Here is a 16943-nt window from a genome sequence, read left to right as displayed (position 1 = left end):
TCCCAGAGGGCGACCGCTCGATAGCAAGGTGCTGGAGGATCCGTGGACCTGTCCCTGTCGACCGAGACCATCGGCGATCGCACGATCGTCAGGGTCGGTGGCGAAATCGACGTATATACCGCGCCCAAGTTGCGCGAACAGCTGGTCGAGCTGGTGAACGACGGCAATTTCCACCTTGTCGTCGACATGGAGGGCGTGGACTTCCTCGACTCCACCGGGCTCGGCGTGCTGGTGGGAGGACTCAAGCGGGTGCGTGCCCACGAGGGCTCGTTGCGCCTGGTCTGCAACCAGGAGCGCATTCTCAAGATCTTCCGTATCACCGGCCTCACCAAGGTGTTCCCGATTCACACCTCGGTCGAGGAAGCGGTGGAAGCCACCGACTGACCACCGGTCCGGGCGGGGACGGCGTTCCGCTCCGGCCACCGGTCCGGGCGGAACGCAGTCCCGCCCGGACCGTCAGCAGTGAACGAGGGGGGTCCGGGAGTTTCGACGGCCCGGTTCCCCGACAGCACGCCCGTAGTTGCGAGGGGGATGCATGGCCACCGTTGAACTCCGCTTCAGCGCGCTGCCCGAGCACGTCAGGACCGCCCGTCTGGTGGCGGCAGCGGTGGCGCGCAGGGCCGGAGTGGACGAGGCCGTCCTCGACGAGGTCCGCCTCGCCGTCGGTGAGGCGTGTTCGCGAGCCGTCGGGCTGCACCAGTCCGGCGGCATCACAGCTCCCGTGATGGTGCTGCTGATCGAGGAGGAGAAGCAGTTCTCCATCGAGGTCGGCGACGAGGCACCGCACACCGTCCCCGGCGAACGGGGCTCCGGTGGCGCGGACGGGGCGACGGACGCGGACACCGAGGAGGACGAAATGGGCCTCGCGGTGATCAGCGGACTCGTCGACGACGTGGAGGTCTCCGCCGGCGAGCACGGCGGACTGATCCGCATGACCTGGCCGACCACACCACCGCTCGCGGTGCTCACCTGACGTCGACCACGTCACTCCCGTAACGCCAAGGGCCCTGCTGAGCAGGGCCCTTGGCGTTTTCCGGAAGACGCCTCCGACCGGCACGGGAATTCGTGAAGGAATTCACGATCAAAGCCTCCGCCATTCGATCAAGGGTCAGATCGAGAGCCGATCAAGGCCCAACGCTTTCAGGGCATTACTCCATTCGGGTCCTGTCGCGGCATGTCGATCATTTGCTGCGGGGCGTGCGAAGGCTAATTCCGTTTACCGCCTACTGTTTTGATCAGCTTCCGCTACTTACAATCCGTCCACATCTTGAGCTCAGCCCAAGCGTCAAGGAGGACGAATGGCGGGGCTTTCTACCCCTCAGCAGTTCGATCACCCGGCAACCTTCGCAGCCGCAGTACTGACCGACGGCAATCGCGTCATGGTGATGGTCATCGCCCTGGTCGCCCTGGCGGCCCTCGTGGTCGCGGGCGTCCTGGTGCGCCAGGTGCTCGCGGCGGGCGAGGGCACCGACAGCATGAAGAAGATCGCGGCAGCCGTCCAGGAAGGCGCGAACGCCTATCTGGCCCGGCAGCTTCGCACGCTCGGCGTATTCGCCGTGGTCGTGTTCTTCCTGCTCATGCTGCTGCCCGCGGACGACTGGAATCAGCGCGCCGGGCGATCGGTGTTCTTCCTGATCGGCGCGGGCTTCTCGGCGGCCACCGGCTATATCGGCATGTGGCTCGCCGTACGCAGCAATGTCCGTGTCGCCGCGGCGGCGCGCGAGGCGACCCCGGCGGAGGGCGAGCCGGAGAAAGATCTCACCGCCGTCTCGCACAAGGCAATGAAGATCGCTTTTCGCACCGGTGGCGTCGTCGGCATGTTCACGGTGGGGCTCGGTCTGCTGGGCGCCTCCTGCGTGGTGCTGGTGTACGCGGCCGACGCGCCGAAGGTGCTCGAGGGCTTCGGCCTCGGGGCCGCCCTGATCGCCATGTTCATGCGGGTCGGCGGCGGCATCTTCACCAAGGCCGCCGACGTGGGCGCCGACCTCGTCGGCAAGGTCGAGAAGGGCATCCCGGAGGACGATCCGCGCAACGCCGCGACGATCGCCGACAACGTGGGCGACAACGTCGGTGACTGCGCGGGCATGGCGGCCGACCTCTTCGAGTCGTACGCCGTGACGCTCGTCGCCGCGCTGATCCTCGGCAAGGCGGCCTTCGGCGACGCCGGGCTCGCGTTCCCGCTGCTCGTGCCCGCGATCGGCGTGCTCACCGCGATGGTCGGCATCTTCGCCGTGGCGCCCCGGCGCGCCGACCGCAGCGGCATGTCCGCGATCAACCGGGGGTTCTTCATCTCCGCGGTGATCTCGCTCGTGCTGGTGGCCGTGGCGGTCTACGTCTACCTCCCCGGCACATACGGCGACCTCGACGGCGTCACCGACGCGGCGGTCCGGGCCAAGGACGGCGATCCGCGGATCCTCGCGCTCGTCGCCGTGGCGATCGGCATCGTGCTGGCGGCGCTGATCCAGCAGCTGACCGGCTACTTCACCGAGACCAGCCGCCGGCCGGTGCGGGACATCGGCAAGAGTTCGCTGACGGGCGCGGCCACCGTCGTCCTCGCCGGTATCTCCGTGGGTCTGGAATCGGCCGTGTACACCGCCCTGCTGATCGGGCTCGGCGTGTACGGGGCGTTCCTGCTCGGCGGTACGTCGATCATCCTGGCGCTGTTCGCCGTGGCCCTGGCAGGCACCGGTCTGCTCACCACGGTCGGCGTGATCGTCGCCATGGACACCTTCGGGCCGGTCTCCGACAATGCCCAGGGCATCGCCGAGATGTCCGGGGACGTCGAGGGCGCGGGCGCGCAGGTGCTCACCAACCTGGACGCCGTCGGCAACACCACCAAGGCCATCACCAAGGGCATCGCCATCGCCACCGCGGTCCTCGCGGCGTCGGCGCTCTTCGGGTCGTACCGTGACGCGATCACGACCGGCGCGCAGGACGTCGGCGAGAAGCTCGGCGGATCCGGCGCACCGATGACGCTGATGATGGACATCTCGCAGCCCAACAACCTCGTCGGTCTCATCGCGGGCGCGGCCGTCGTGTTCCTCTTCTCGGGGCTCGCGATCAACGCCGTGTCGCGGTCGGCGGGCGCCGTGGTCTACGAGGTTCGGCGGCAGTTCCGCGAGAAGCCCGGGATCATGGACTACAGCGAGACGCCGGAGTACGGCAAGGTCGTCGACATCTGCACCAGGGACGCCCTGCGCGAACTCGCCACGCCGGGTCTGCTCGCCGTGCTGGCGCCCATCTTCATCGGGTTCACGCTCGGAGTCGGGGCCCTCGGCGCGTTCCTGGCCGGTGCGATCGGCACCGGCACCCTGATGGCCGTGTTCCTCGCGAACTCCGGCGGGGCGTGGGACAACGCGAAGAAGCTCGTCGAGGACGGCCACCACGGCGGCAAGGGCAGCGAGGCCCATGCGGCGACGGTGATCGGGGACACGGTCGGTGACCCCTTCAAGGACACCGCGGGGCCCGCGATCAACCCACTGCTGAAGGTGATGAACCTGGTGGCGCTGCTCATCGCGCCGGCGGTCATCAAGTTCAGCTACGGCGATGACCGGAGCGTCGGGGTGCGGATCACGATCGCCGTCCTCGCGTTCCTGGTCATCGCGGTCTCGGTCTACATCTCCAAACGGCGGGGGATCGCCGTGGGAGAGGACGACAACGCCGAGCGGGCGTCCAACTCGTCGGATCCCGCGGTGGTTTCGTAGACCGTCGTACGGCGCTCCTCACCAAGGAGCGGGCGGGCGGCGCGTGCTGACGCGCCGCCCGCCCGCTTCGTGCGTGTGCACGCCCTCGCCGTGAGCCTTCTCTCGCCCGGTGCAAATAATCACAATAATGGCCTTAACGGATGTTCGATTCGTGGACATGGCCCACATGGCGTGTATGTTCCGGGGCCGAGAGCCGTGGAAGGGACCAATCCGGTGAACAAGAAGCTCGCGGCCGCACTGTCCGGCGGTGCGGTACTGGTACTGGCGCTGTCGGGATGCGGTGGCGGCGACGACGGCAACGACAAGCTCGACGCCTGGGCCAAGCAGGTCTGCGACGGGGTGCGGCCGCAGGCCAAGAAGATCGAGGCCGCCAATGCCGCGATCCAGAAGGAGACCTCCGACAACAGCACGCCGGAAGCGGTGCGCAAGACCGACGCCGAGGCGTTCCAGGCCATGTCGGACGCCTACAAGGCGATCGGCGCCGCCGTGAACTCCGCCGGCGCGCCCGACGTCGACGGCGGCGCCAAGAAGCAGCAGGACGCCGTCAAGGAGCTGAACGGCATCTCCACGTCGTACGCCGGCCTCAGGAAGCAGGTCGACGACCTCAACACGAAGGACCAGGCGAAGTTCGCCGACGGCCTCAAGGACATCGCGACCGAGCTGGACAAGCTGAGCCAGAGCGGCAACGACGCGCTCAAGACCCTCGAAGAGGGCGATGTCGGCAAGGCGATGGCCCAGCAGGACACCTGCAAGGCGGCCGCCGCCTCGGCACCCGCGACGGCCGGCTGAGAGCCCGCCGGGGCCGCCGCCTCGACACCCGTGACGGCCGGCTGAGAGTCCGCCGGGGCCGGGCCGAGGAGCTGCCGGGGGCAGGCCGAAGTCCGGCGCGGGGCAGCGGTGTCCGCGCCCCGCGGGTCACAATGGGGGCGTGAGTAACTCCGGCCTGCCCGCGCTGCCCGCCCCCGACCGCGCCGATGTCACCGTCCGCCTGCGGGACGCCCTGATCGGGGCCTCCTTCACCGCCGACGGTCTGCTCGAACTGCTCGGCGCCCCCGCGTACGCGGCCCTCGCCCGCAGCGAGACCGTGCCCGCCCTCCGGGCCACCCGGGGCGACACGCCGCTGGAGACGCTCGTACGGCTGTTCCTGTTGCAGCAGCCCGTGCCGCACGCGCGCGTGGAGGGCGTCCTGCCCGTCGCCGCGTGCGTCGAGGCCGGCTGGCTGACCCGCGTCGGCACGGGCGCCGGAGCGGCGGTGGCGGCGACGGTGGACGTACGGCCCTACGGCGGTCCCGACGGCGAGGACTGGTTCATCGTCTCCGATCTCGGCTGCGCGGTCGGCGGTGCGGGCGGCATCGGCAGCCGCGAGGAAGGTGTCGTCCTCGGCGTCGGCGGCGCCTCCACGACGCTGGCCGGCATCACGGTCCGTACGCCCGTCTCCGCCGCCCTCGACCTCGGCACCGGGTCCGGCATCCAGGCGCTGCACGCGGCCCGGCACGCCACGCGCGTGACGGCGACCGACGTCAACCCGCGCGCGCTGCACATCACCGCGCTGACCCTGGCCCTGTCCGGCGCGCCGGCCGCCGATCTGCGCGAGGGTTCGCTGTTCGAGCCGGTCCGGGACGACGAGGTGTACGACCTGATCGTGTCGAACCCGCCGTTCGTCATCTCGCCGGGTGCGCGGCTCACCTACCGCGACGGCGGGATGGGCGGGGACGATCTGTGCCGCACGCTCGTTCAGCAGGCGGGGGCCAGGCTGCGCGAGGGCGGGTTCGCGCAGTTCCTCGCCAACTGGCAGCACGTGGAGGGGGAGGACTGGCAGGACCGGCTGAGGTCCTGGGTGCCGCGCGGGTGCGACGCGTGGATCGTGCAGCGTGAGGTGCAGGACGTCACGCAGTACGCCGAGCTGTGGCTCCGGGACGCCGGCGACCACCGCGCGGATCCGGTCGAGTACCAGACACGCTACGACGCCTGGCTGGACGAGTTCGAGGCACGCAAGGTGCGGGCCGTCGGCTTCGGCTGGATCACGCTGCGCAGGACGGACGCAGCCGTGCCCTCGGTCACCGTGGAGGAGTGGCCGCACGCGGTCGAGCAGCCGCTCGGTGACACCGTCCGGGCGCACTTCGAGCGTCTCGACCACCTGCGTGAGCACGACGACGCCGCCCTCCTCGCGGGTCACTTCAGGCTCGCCGCGGAAATCGTCCAGGAGCAGGTCGGGCTGCCCGGCGCGGAGGACCCCGAGCACGTGGTGCTGCGCCAGAACCGCGGCATGCGGCGCGCCACCAAGGTGGACACGGTCGGCGCGGGCTTCGCCGGGGTCTGCGACGGCAGCCTGAGCGCGGGCCGCATTCTGGACGCCATCGCCCAGCTGGTCGGCGAGGACCCGGTGCTGCTGCGCGACCGCACGCCCGCGCAGATCCGGCTGCTGGTGGAACAGGGATTCATCGAACCGGTCTAAAGTCCGGCGCGCGGGCGCTCACCGCGCACGTCAGGCGGGGCGGCGCGCTCCCGGCCGCGCCCTCACCCACGTCAAAAAAGACAAAAAGAAGACGACCGGAAAAACACCCGTGCCGGACCTGCAGCGGCGCCGGCCGGACGTCGGGAAGCCGGCGGAACCGGGGCGCCGCGGGCGAGCCCCCGGTCGCGGCAGCTCCGCGTTCACCTCGGGTTCGCCTGTCCGCCGCCCCCGCGTGTCAGCCTCCACGGGCTGGACACATCCGGACGGGAGAGAAGAGGCACGGGGAGCCATGGAGAGCGGACCGGCGATCTTCGCGGGAGTGGTGTTCGCCCTGTTCGGAGGCGGGCTGCTGATGTGGACCGCGGTCCGCGTGCGGCACCGCGAGCCGGTCGCCCACGGTGTGAGCCCTGTCGCATCGGCGACGCTCACGACGATCACCGCGATGATCGCGCTGGCCCTCGGCGCGTGGTGCTTCACGCGGCTCTGAGGACCGCGCCAGAGCCGCGTGCGAGGCTGCGGCCCGCCCGCGGCCGCGGTGAAGGGGAGGTCGCCCTCCGGACAGCCCCGAACAGACCGGCGGGCACTCGGGGCGGCAGGAATGGCGGTAGTCGGGTTACCGTTCGAGTGGCCGTTGCGGGCTTTTCCCGTTTGACACGGGGGCGGGATGTACCGTCACACTCCGCAGCGTCACCATGACCCGACCCCGGGACGAACGCCTGGGGAGGCCCCAGCGTCGACCGGAGAGAAGAGCGAAGTTGTCCCCGACCAGCGAGACCGCACAGGGCGGCCGCCGACTCGTCATCGTCGAGTCGCCTGCCAAGGCGAAGACGATCAAGGGCTACCTCGGCCCCGGATACGTCGTCGAGGCGAGCGTCGGGCACATCCGCGACCTCCCCAACGGCGCCGCGGAGGTGCCGGAGCAGTACACCGGCGAGGTGCGCCGACTCGGGGTGGACGTCGAACACGACTTCCAGCCCATCTACGTCATCAACGCGGACAAGAAAGCCCAGGTCAAGAAGCTCAAGGACCTGCTGCGCGACTCCGACGAACTCTTCCTCGCCACCGATGAGGACCGCGAGGGCGAGGCCATCGCGTGGCACCTCCTGGAGGTGCTGAAGCCCAAGGTCCCGGTCAAGCGCATGGTGTTCCACGAGATCACCAAGGACGCCATCCGCGCCGCCGTCGCCAACCCGCGCGATCTCAACCAGCGCATGGTCGACGCCCAGGAGACCCGCCGCATCCTCGACCGCCTCTACGGCTACGAGGTCTCGCCGGTCCTGTGGAAGAAGGTCATGCCGCGCCTGTCGGCCGGCCGCGTGCAGTCGGTGGCCACGCGACTCGTCGTGGAGCGGGAACGCGAGCGCATCGCGTTTCGTTCTGCTGAGTACTGGGACCTGACGGGCACCTTCGCGACCGGCCGCGCGGGGGACTCGTCCGACCCGTCGTCGCTGGTCGCCCGCCTCCAGGCCGTCGACGGGAAGCGGGTCGCGCAGGGCCGCGACTTCGACTCCCTGGGACAACTCAAGAGCGCGAACATCCTCCACCTCGACGAGGCGAACGCCCGCGCGCTGGCCGCCGCCCTGGAGAACACGCGGTTCGCCGTCCGCTCCGTCGAGTCGAAGCCCTACCGCCGCTCGCCGTACGCCCCCTTCCGTACGACGACGCTCCAGCAGGAAGCCAGCCGCAAGCTCGGATTCGGCGCGAAGGCGACCATGCAGGTCGCCCAGAAGCTGTACGAGAACGGCTACATCACCTACATGCGTACGGACTCCACGACGCTGAGCGAGACCGCCGTCAAGGCGGCCCGCGCCCAGGTCACGCAGCTGTACGGCGCCGACTACCTGCCGGCCCAGCCGCGCACCTACGCCGGCAAGGTGAAGAACGCGCAGGAGGCGCACGAGGCGATCCGGCCCTCGGGTGATCGTTTCCGCACCCCGGCCGAGACGGGCCTGACCGGCGACCAGTTCAAGCTGTACGAGCTGATCTGGAAGCGGACCGTCGCCTCCCAGATGAAGGACGCGACCGGCAACTCCGTGACCGTGAAGATCGGTGGCAGGGCCGCCGACGGCCGGGACGTCGAGTTCAGCGCCTCCGGCAAGACGATCACCTTCCACGGCTTCCTCAAGGCCTACGTCGAGGGCGCCGACGACCCGAACGCCGAGCTCGACGACCGCGAGCGCCGCCTGCCGCAGGTCGCCGAGGGCGACGCGCTGACGGCCGAGGAACTCACGGTCGACGGCCACGCCACCAAGCCCCCGGCCCGCTACACCGAGGCCAGCCTCGTCAAGGAGCTCGAAGAGCGCGAGATCGGCCGCCCGTCGACGTACGCGTCGATCATCGGCACGATCCTGGACCGCGGCTACGTCTTCAAGAAGGGCACGGCACTCGTCCCCTCCTTCCTGTCCTTCGCCGTGGTCAACCTGCTGGAGAAGCACTTCGGCCGGCTCGTCGACTACGACTTCACCGCCAGGATGGAGGACGACCTCGACCGCATCGCCCGCGGTGAGGCGCGCGCCGTGCCCTGGCTGAAGCGGTTCTACTTCGGCTCCGAAGAGGGCTCCGGCACGGGCGGTGCCGCGGACGCCGGCAACGGCGACGGGGACCACCTCGGCGGCCTCAAGGAGCTCGTCACCGACCTGGGCGCGATCGACGCGCGCGAGGTGTCCTCGTTCCCCGTGGGCAACGACATCGTGCTGCGGGTCGGGCGCTACGGTCCGTACATCGAGCGCGGTGAGAAGGACTCCGAGAACCACCAGCGCGCCGACGTCCCCGAGGACCTGCCCCCGGACGAGCTGAGCATCGAGCTCGCGGAGGAGCTGCTCGCCAAGCCGAGCGGTGACTTCGAACTCGGCGCCGACCCGTCCACGGGCCACCAGATCATCGCCCGCGACGGCCGCTACGGCCCCTACGTCACCGAGGTGCTGCCCGAGGGCACCCCGAAGACCGGCAAGAACGCCGTCAAGCCGCGTACCGCCTCGCTGTTCAAGTCGATGTCCCTGGACACGGTGACGATCGAGGACGCGCTCAGGCTGATGTCGCTGCCGCGCGTCGTCGGCAAGGACGCCGAGGGCGTGGAGATCACCGCGCAGAACGGGCGCTACGGGCCGTACCTGAAGAAGGGCACGGACTCCCGCTCGCTGCAGACCGAGGACCAGCTCTTCACGATCACCCTCGAAGAGGCGCTGGAGATCTACTCCCAGCCCAAGCAGCGCGGCCGGGCCGCCGCCAAGCCGCCGCTGAAGGAGCTGGGCGAGGACCCGGTCAGCGCGAAGCCGGTCGTCGTCAAGGACGGTCGCTTCGGGCCGTACGTCACCGACGGGGAGACCAACGCGACCCTGCGCTCCGGCGACAGCGTCGAGGAGATCACCCCGGAGCGCGGCTTCGAGCTGCTCGCCGAGAAGCGTGCGAAGACGCCCGCGAAGAAGACGGCCAAGAAGGCGCCCGCGAAGAAGGCCCCGGCGAAGAAGGCGACGGCCGCCAAGAAGACCGCGGCCAAGACCACGACCGCCAAGAAGACGACAGCGAAGAAGACGACGGCCACGGCGAAGAAGGCGGCGGCCGCCAAGTCGGCCTCCGAGGACTGAGCCTTTCGAGCCGCGTTCGCAGGCCCGGCGCTCCGAACCCGCCCGTTTCCGGACGGTGTTCGGAAGCCGGGCCGTCCGCGTGGCCGCGGCGGACTCCGGTCGCGAATTCTCCACACCGGCTTCGCGAAAGGAACGCCCCGGCATCACTTTGGTGTCGGGGCGTGCGCACGAGCGGACGCGCGCCCCAGGCTGTCAGTTGCTCCCGATAGGCTGAAAGCATGACGCGAGGCGAGCAGCCAACGGCCCACCACCCGGCCCCCGACGACGCCCTTGTCGCGGACTCCCGCGAGCGCGCCGTCCGCGCCCTGTTGCGCCGGCCACAGCTGAAACGGCTGTGGAGCGCGCAGCTCGTGGGCGGTGTCGGCGACACCCTCGCCCTGCTGGTGCTGGTCGTACTCGCCCTCCAGGCGGCGATCGCCGAGGGCTCGTTCGGCGGCGGCTACCGGGGCGTGGCGTTCGCGGTGGCGACCGTGTTCGGGGTGCGCGTCCTCGCGACGCTGCTCTTCGGAGCCGTGCTCCTCGGCCCGCTCACCTCGCTCACCGCGCACGAGGGCCCGCTCGACCGCCGCTGGACGATGGTCGGCGCCGACGGTCTGCGGGCCGCGGTGCTCATCGTGGCGCCCCTGTGGATCGACTGGATGCCCGACGACGCGCTGGCCATGATCCTGGTCACCGCGTTCGTGACCGGCGTCGCCGAGCGTTTCTGGACGGTGTGCCGCGAGAGCGCGGCGCCCGCGCTGCTGCCCGCCCCGCCCCCGGAGGGCGCGACGGTACGACCGCTGCCGGACCACCTGGACGCACTGCGCCGCCTGTCGCTGCGTACGAGCTTCGTCGCCATCCCGCTCGCGGCCGCCGCGCTCGTCGTCGCGTCGCTCGTCAACAACCTGCTGGGCGCCGGCATCGACTGGTTCGCGCAGCACCAGGCGGCCCTCGCCTCCTATGTGGCGGCCGGACTGTTCGCCGCCTCGCTGTCGGTGCTGACCTACCTGGAACTCCCCGACACCCGTACCCCGCGCGCGCGTTCACCCCTGGAGGGACTGCGGCGCCCCAGGACGGGCGCGGGCGTCGACACGGGCCGCACCGGCGCGATTCCGCTGCTGGTGCTCGCCTGCGCCGCCGTCGCCGGATCGGTGGCGGCCGCGGTGGCCGTGTCCGTGCTGCACGCCAAGGACCTGGGCGGCGGCCCGGTGCTGTACGGCCTGCTGGTCCTCGCGCTGACCGGGGGAGTCGTCCTCGGCATCCGTACGGCGCCCGCCGTCCTGCCCACCCTGTCGCGCCGGCGCCTGCTGTCCCTGGCCATCGCCTTCACCGGTGTCGCGCTGCTCGCCGCCGGGCTCGTCCCGGACGTCACCAGCGTGCTGCTGATCGCCGCGCTGGCCGGAGCCGGCGCGGGCGTCGCCGCCAACACCGGGCACACCCTGCTCGACCAGGAGGCCGAGGAATACCGCCGGGCCCGCACCACCGAGCACCTGCACGCGGTCGTACGGGTCTCGGTGGCCCTGGGCGCGCTGCTGGCGCCGGTGGTCGCCGCGGCCGTCGGACCGCACCGGCTGGAGAACGGCAAATTCGTCTTCGCGCACGGCGGCGCCGCGTTCACCCTGATGCTGATCGGCGCCTTGCTGCTGCCGGTGGCCGCGCTGGTGCTCGCCAAGGTCGACGACCGGTCCGGTGTGCCGCTGCGGCACGACCTGCGCGACGCGCTGCTCGGCGGCGACGACCCGGTGCCGGCGACCACGACGAACGGTTTCTTCATCGCCCTGGAGGGCGGTGACGGCGCCGGAAAGTCCACCCAGGCCGAGGCGCTCGCCGAGTGGATCAGGGCCAAGGGCCACGAGGTCGTGGTGACGCGCGAGCCGGGGGCGACGCCCGTCGGCAAGCGACTGCGGTCGATCCTGCTGGACGTGTCGAGTGCGGGACTCTCGCACCGCGCGGAGGCACTGCTGTACGCGGCGGACCGCGCGGAGCACGTCGACACGGTCGTACGTCCCGCCCTGGAGCGTGGCGCGGTGGTCGTCTCCGACCGCTACATCGACTCGTCCGTCGCCTATCAGGGCGCGGGCCGTGACCTGTCGCCGACCGAGATCGCGCGCATCAACCGGTGGGCGACCGACGGACTCGTACCGCACCTGACCGTCCTGCTCGACGTGTCGCCGGAGATCGCCCGCGAGCGCTTCACCGAGGCCCCCGACCGGCTGGAGTCCGAGCCGGCCGAGTTCCACGCGCGCGTGCGGTCCGGCTTCCTCACACTGGCCGCCTCCGACCCGGGCCGCTACCTGGTGGTGGACGCGGGCCAGGAGCCCGAGGCCGTCACCACGGTCGTCCGGCACCGGCTCGACCAGATGCTGCCGCTGTCCGAGGCCGAGGTGAAGGCCCGGGAGGAGGCGCGCAAGGCGGCCGAGGAGGAGGCCCGGCGCAAGGCCGAGGAAGAGGCCGCCCGCAAGGCCGAGGAGGAGCGCCTGGAGCGTGAGCGCCAGGAGCAGCTCGCGCGGCTGCGCGCCGAAGAGGAGGAGCGCAAGCGTCGCGAGCTGGAGGAAGCGCAGCGACGCGAGGCCGAACGGCAGGCGGAGGAGGCCCGGGTGCGGGCCGAGGAAGCGCGCCGCCGGGCCGAGGAGGAACGCGCGCGACTGCTGGCCGAGGAGAAGGCCCGGGCCGAGGAAGAGGCCCGGCGCAAGGCCGAGGAGGAGCGCCGGCGCAGGCAGGCCGAGGAGGAGGCGCGGCTGCGCGCGGAGGCCGAGGCACTGCGTCTGGAGAAGCAGCGCAAGGCGGAGGAGGCTCTGCTGCGCGCCGAGGAGGCGCGCCGGCTGGCCGAGCAGGCCACGGCCGCGGCCAAGACGGGCCCGCAGCGGCCCCCGGCGGTTCCGCGGGACGCTGCGACCGTGCCGACTCCGGTGGTGGCGCCGACGAACGCGTCGGGCGGACCGGTGGACGAGACCGCCGTACTGCCGCCCGTGCGGGACGAGCGGTCCGAGGGCCGGTCCTCCACGACCGCCTCGCCTTCGGCCCGCGCGTCCCGGGTGCCGGACTCGGAGGTGACGGCCGAACTGCCGCAGCCGCCGGTGGCCGGCGCGGCGGACGAGACGGCGGTCCTGCCGCCGGTGCCGGCCCACGCGGCGGACGACGAAACGGCAGTGCTGCGTCCCGTGTCCCGGGGCGACGCGGAGGAGACCGCGGTTCTGCCGCCGGTCCGGCCCGGCGCGGCCGACGAGACGGCGGTCCTGCCGCGGGTCCGCGGGAACACCGACGCAGACCGCGTTCCGCAGGGCTTCTTCCGGGACGAGCAGGCGGACGAGACCCCGGCGGTACGACCGGACGGGACCGAGGGCCACACGCGCGAGCTGCCCCAGGTCGACGCGGACGGGACACCGCAGCGGCGGGCCCGGTCCGACTGGGCCGAGGAGACACCGCTGGACGACCTCCCGACCCTGGCGGACGAACTGCTCGGCCCGCGGGACGACGAGGAGGACCAGGGCGACCAAGGCCAAGGGGGCCGGGGTCGCGGCCGCGGGCGGGGCAGAGGACGCCGGGACTGAGCGGTGCGGCTGTGAGCGGGGTGCGCCTCCGATGGGGCCCTGCTGTAGGTGCTGCGGTGCTGCGGTGCTGCGGTGCTGCGGTGCTGCGGTGCCGCCGGGTGACCGGGGTTCGGGTCGTGGGCCGTGGCCCTCCCGTGGCCGGCGTTGTCAGTGGCGCCGCGCACAATGGAGTCCGCACCGCGAAACATGACGAAAGGGCGGGGTGAGGCGTGACCGTCTGGGACGACCTGGTGGGCCAGGAGAGGGTGAGCGAGCAACTCGGCGCCGCCGCACGGGACGCCGACGCCCTGGTCACCGCGATCGCCACCGCCGCGCCGCCGCCCGAGGCGTCGAAGATGACGCACGCCTGGCTGTTCACCGGCCCGCCCGGAGCGGGACGGAACCAGGCGGCGCGGGCCTTCGCCGCCGCCCTGCAGTGCGTCAGCCCCGACCGCGCCCTCGGCGGGATCCCCGGCTGCGGCTTCTGCGACGGCTGCCATACGGCGCTGATCGGCACCCACGCCGACGTCACCACCGTCGCGGCCGTCGGCAGCCAGATCCTCGCCGACGACATGCGTGACACCGTCCGCAAGTCCTTCACCTCGCCGGCGAACGGCCGCTGGCAGGTCATCCTCGTCGAGGACGCCGAGCGGCTGAACGAGAAGTCGGCCAACGCTGTCCTCAAGGCGGTCGAGGAACCGGCCCCCCGCACGGTGTGGCTGCTGTGCGCGCCCTCCATCGAGGACGTCCTGCCGACGATCCGCTCCCGCTGCCGGCACCTGAACCTCTCGACGCCCGCGGTGGACGCCGTCGCCGACATGCTCGTGCGCCGTGACGGAGTCGAGCCGGCCGCCGCCATGGCCGCCGCCCGCGCCACCCAGGGGCATGTCGACCGGGCCCGCCGCCTGGCCACCGATCCGGCCGCCCGAGCACGCCGGGCCACCGTGCTGAAGCTGCCGCTGCGCGTGGACGACATCGGCGGCTGTCTCAGGGCGGCCCAGGAACTCGTCGACGCGGCCTCGGAGGACGCCCGGCAACTCGCCGAGGAGCGGGACGGCAAGGAGACCGAGGACATGAAGACGGCGATGGGCGCCGTCCAGGGCGGCCGGATGCCACGCGGTACGGCGGGCGTGATGAAGGACCTGGAGGACAAGCAGAAGCGCCGAAGAACACGTACCCAGCGGGACAGTCTCGACGTCGCCCTGACCGACCTCACCGGCTTCTACCGGGATGTTCTCGCCCTCCAGTTCGGCTCCCGCGTGGCGATCGCCAACGTGGACGCCGAGGACGCGTTGGAGCGACTGGCCCGCGGCAGTTCCCCGGAGTCCACCCTCCGCCGGATCGAGGCGATCGCCGCCTGCCGCGACGCCCTCGACCGCAATGTCGCCCCGCTGCTCGCGGTGGAGGCGATGACGATGGCCTTGAGAGCGGGCTGACACCACCGGTCCGGCCGGGGCCTGCGCGGTCGGCGGTCCGCGGGTTGACGAGGTACCTCGTACGAGGCACAGGGTGCACGCAACGCACCCGGTTCGTCGCACAGCGTTACGCTCGTCTGATGTACATCAGGCGAAATGTCCGCCCGTCCTTCCCTCGCGAGGCCCGTCCCCGTCAGCGCGGCTCCGTCCGCAGGGTCCGTGCCGGTGGTGTCCTGCTCGCCGCCGCCGCGCTGCTCGTGTCGGCCTGCTCGTCCGGCGCCTCGACGAGTTCCGCCAGCTCCGAGGCGGGGATGGCGCTTGCTGCGCTCCCGCAGGCCACGCCGTCCGCGCTCGCGTCGTACTACGGCCAGAAACCGGGCTGGCGCGGCTGCGGGGTCCCCGGTTTCGAGTGCGCTGAGGTCAAGGTGCCCCTCGACTACGCCGACCCGTCGGCCGGTGACGTGCGGCTCGCCGTCGCCCGGAAGAAGGCCACCGGTCCGGGCAAGCGGCTCGGCTCGCTGCTGGTGAACCCGGGCGGACCGGGCGGCTCGGCGATCGGCTACCTCCAGGCGTACGCCGGGCTCTCCTACCCGGCCGGCGTCCGCGCCCGGTACGACATGGTCGCCGTCGATCCGCGCGGAGTCGCCCGCAGTGAGCCCGTCGAATGCCTGGGCGGGCGGGACATGGACGCGTACACGCAGACGGACGCCACGCCCGACGACGCGAAGGAGACCACCCGACTCGTCGACGCCTACAAGAAGTTCGCGGAGGGCTGCGGTGCGGACGCGCCGAAACTGCTGCGCCACGTGTCGACCGTGGAGACGGCCCGGGACATGGACATCGTGCGGGCGGCGCTGCGCGACCCGAAGCTGAACTACGTGGGGGCGTCGTACGGGACGTTCCTCGGGGCGACGTACGCGGGTCTCTTCCCCGGCCGTGTCGGGCGGATGGTCCTGGACGGCGCGATGGACCCGGCGCTTCCCGCCCGGCGGCTGAACCTCGATCAGACGGCGGGCTTCGAGACGGCGTTCCAGTCGTTCGCGAAGGACTGCGTACGGCAGAGGGACTGCCCCCTGGGCACGAAGGGCACCACGCCCGCCCAGGTCGGCACAAACCTGAAGGCGTTCTTCCGGAAGCTGGACGCGCACCCGATCCCCACCGGCGACGCGGACGGCCGCAAGCTCGGCGAGGCCCTGGCCACCACCGGCGTGATCGCGGCGATGTACGACGAGGGGGCCTGGGCCCAGCTGCGTGAGGCCCTGACCTCGGCCATGAGGCACAACGACGGCGCGGGCCTGCTCGTGCTGTCCGACAGCTACTACGAGCGGGACGCCGAGGGCCGCTACACGAACCTGATGTTCGCCAACGCGGCCGTGAACTGCCTCGACCTCCCGCCCGCCTTCTCCACCCCCGACCAGGTGCGCAGCGCGCTCCCGGCCTTCGAGAAGGCGTCGCCCGTCTTCGGTGAGGGCCTCGCCTGGGCCTCCCTGAACTGCGCCTACTGGCCGGTGCGGGCCACGGGCGAGCCGCACCGCATCGAGGCGAAGGGCGCGGCACCCATCGTCGTGGTCGGCACCACCCGCGACCCGGCGACCCCCTACCGCTGGGCCAGGTCGCTCGCCCGCCAGCTCTCCTCGGCCCGCCTGCTCACCTACCAGGGCGACGGCCACACCGCGTACGGCCGCGGCAGCAACTGCATCGACTCGGCGATCAACACGTACCTGCTCCACGGCACCCCTCCGGCGCGGGGCAAGCGCTGCTCGTAGCCGCCGCGGAAGCAGCGGGTGCGGACGCCCTTGAGGGGAAGAAACCCCAGGTCACCGCCCCCGGGCCGTCGATCGGCCGCCGCCCCGACCGGCCCCGGATCCCCACCTCCGGGGCCGGTACGGAGCACCCCCGGAAACTGTGTAGACTTACCGACGTTGCTGATCGCACCATGGTGTGGCAGCGCGCCGCCTTAGCTCAGATGGCCAGAGCAACGCACTCGTAATGCGTAGGTCTCGGGTTCGAATCCCGAAGGCGGCTCTGTGGAAGCCTCAGGACTCACTCGCCGTGACCTGGGGCTTTTGCTTTGCCCTGAGGGAGGCGCCTGGCTGCTCCTCGTCGCGCCGGAATCCGCCCTGGTGCCGGCGTCGACCGCCGTCCGCGCCGGCGGTCGGCGTTCTGTCGGCGAGCGTTTCGGGGGGAGCGGACGGACAATGTGGGTGACGGGTCCGGTGATGGACTCGTTCGCGGTCGGGAGGTCGTGAGCCGCGGCTGGTGTCCCCGGGATCGGG

General features: G+C 71.6%; 10 protein-coding genes and 1 tRNA gene. All 11 read left to right on the top strand.

Going from position 1 to position 16943, the window contains the following annotated elements:
- Nucleotides 1–42 precede the first annotated feature (42 nt).
- The 11 genes from bldG (at nucleotide 43) to ABZT03_RS12345 (ending at nucleotide 16692) form a co-directional block, all read left to right on the top strand.
- A complete protein-coding gene (bldG, locus tag ABZT03_RS12395) occupies nucleotides 43–384 on the top strand; it encodes an anti-sigma factor antagonist BldG (RefSeq protein ID WP_356037354.1) in 342 nt (113 codons plus the stop codon).
- A 151-nt stretch (nucleotides 385–535) separates the two neighbouring features.
- Nucleotides 536–973 carry an ATP-binding protein gene (locus tag ABZT03_RS12390; protein WP_356037351.1) on the top strand — a complete coding sequence of 146 codons (438 nt, stop codon included), beginning with the start codon at nucleotides 536–538 and terminating at the stop codon, nucleotides 971–973.
- A gap of 325 nt (nucleotides 974–1298) precedes the next feature.
- A complete protein-coding gene (locus tag ABZT03_RS12385; RefSeq protein WP_356037349.1) occupies nucleotides 1299–3704 on the top strand; it encodes a sodium-translocating pyrophosphatase in 2406 nt (801 codons plus the stop codon).
- A 195-nt stretch (nucleotides 3705–3899) separates the two neighbouring features.
- Nucleotides 3900–4493, top strand: coding sequence for a small secreted protein (locus ABZT03_RS12380; RefSeq protein WP_356037346.1), 594 nt, complete (start codon nucleotides 3900–3902; stop codon nucleotides 4491–4493).
- A 139-nt stretch (nucleotides 4494–4632) separates the two neighbouring features.
- Complete coding sequence (locus ABZT03_RS12375; protein ID WP_356037344.1) at nucleotides 4633–6159, top strand: class I SAM-dependent methyltransferase; 1527 nt, start codon at nucleotides 4633–4635, stop codon at nucleotides 6157–6159.
- 289 nt (nucleotides 6160–6448) lie between these two features.
- Entirely contained in the window at nucleotides 6449–6646 is a 198-nt protein-coding gene (locus ABZT03_RS12370) for a hypothetical protein (RefSeq protein ID WP_356037341.1), read from the top strand.
- A gap of 268 nt (nucleotides 6647–6914) precedes the next feature.
- On the top strand, nucleotides 6915–9743 hold the full coding sequence (gene topA, locus ABZT03_RS12365) for a type I DNA topoisomerase (protein WP_356037338.1): 2829 nt from the start codon (nucleotides 6915–6917) through the stop codon (nucleotides 9741–9743).
- 218 nt (nucleotides 9744–9961) lie between these two features.
- Entirely contained in the window at nucleotides 9962–13273 is a 3312-nt protein-coding gene (gene tmk, locus ABZT03_RS12360; RefSeq protein WP_356037336.1) for a dTMP kinase, read from the top strand.
- Between the two features lie 209 nt (nucleotides 13274–13482).
- Nucleotides 13483–14688: a DNA polymerase III subunit delta' gene (locus ABZT03_RS12355; RefSeq protein WP_356037333.1), complete on the top strand. Its 1206-nt coding sequence runs from the start codon at nucleotides 13483–13485 to the stop codon at nucleotides 14686–14688.
- Nucleotides 14689–14807: 119 nt separating this feature from the next.
- A complete protein-coding gene (locus tag ABZT03_RS12350) occupies nucleotides 14808–16433 on the top strand; it encodes an alpha/beta hydrolase (RefSeq protein WP_356037330.1) in 1626 nt (541 codons plus the stop codon).
- A gap of 185 nt (nucleotides 16434–16618) precedes the next feature.
- Nucleotides 16619–16692: transfer RNA gene (locus ABZT03_RS12345), tRNA-Thr, on the top strand.
- Nucleotides 16693–16943: the final 251 nt, after the last annotated feature.

Origin of the sequence: Streptomyces sp. NPDC005574, assembly GCF_040605435.1 — a bacterium.
GTDB lineage: Bacteria > Actinomycetota > Actinomycetes > Streptomycetales > Streptomycetaceae > Streptomyces.
This window is presented reverse-complemented; position numbering and strand designations above follow the sequence as displayed.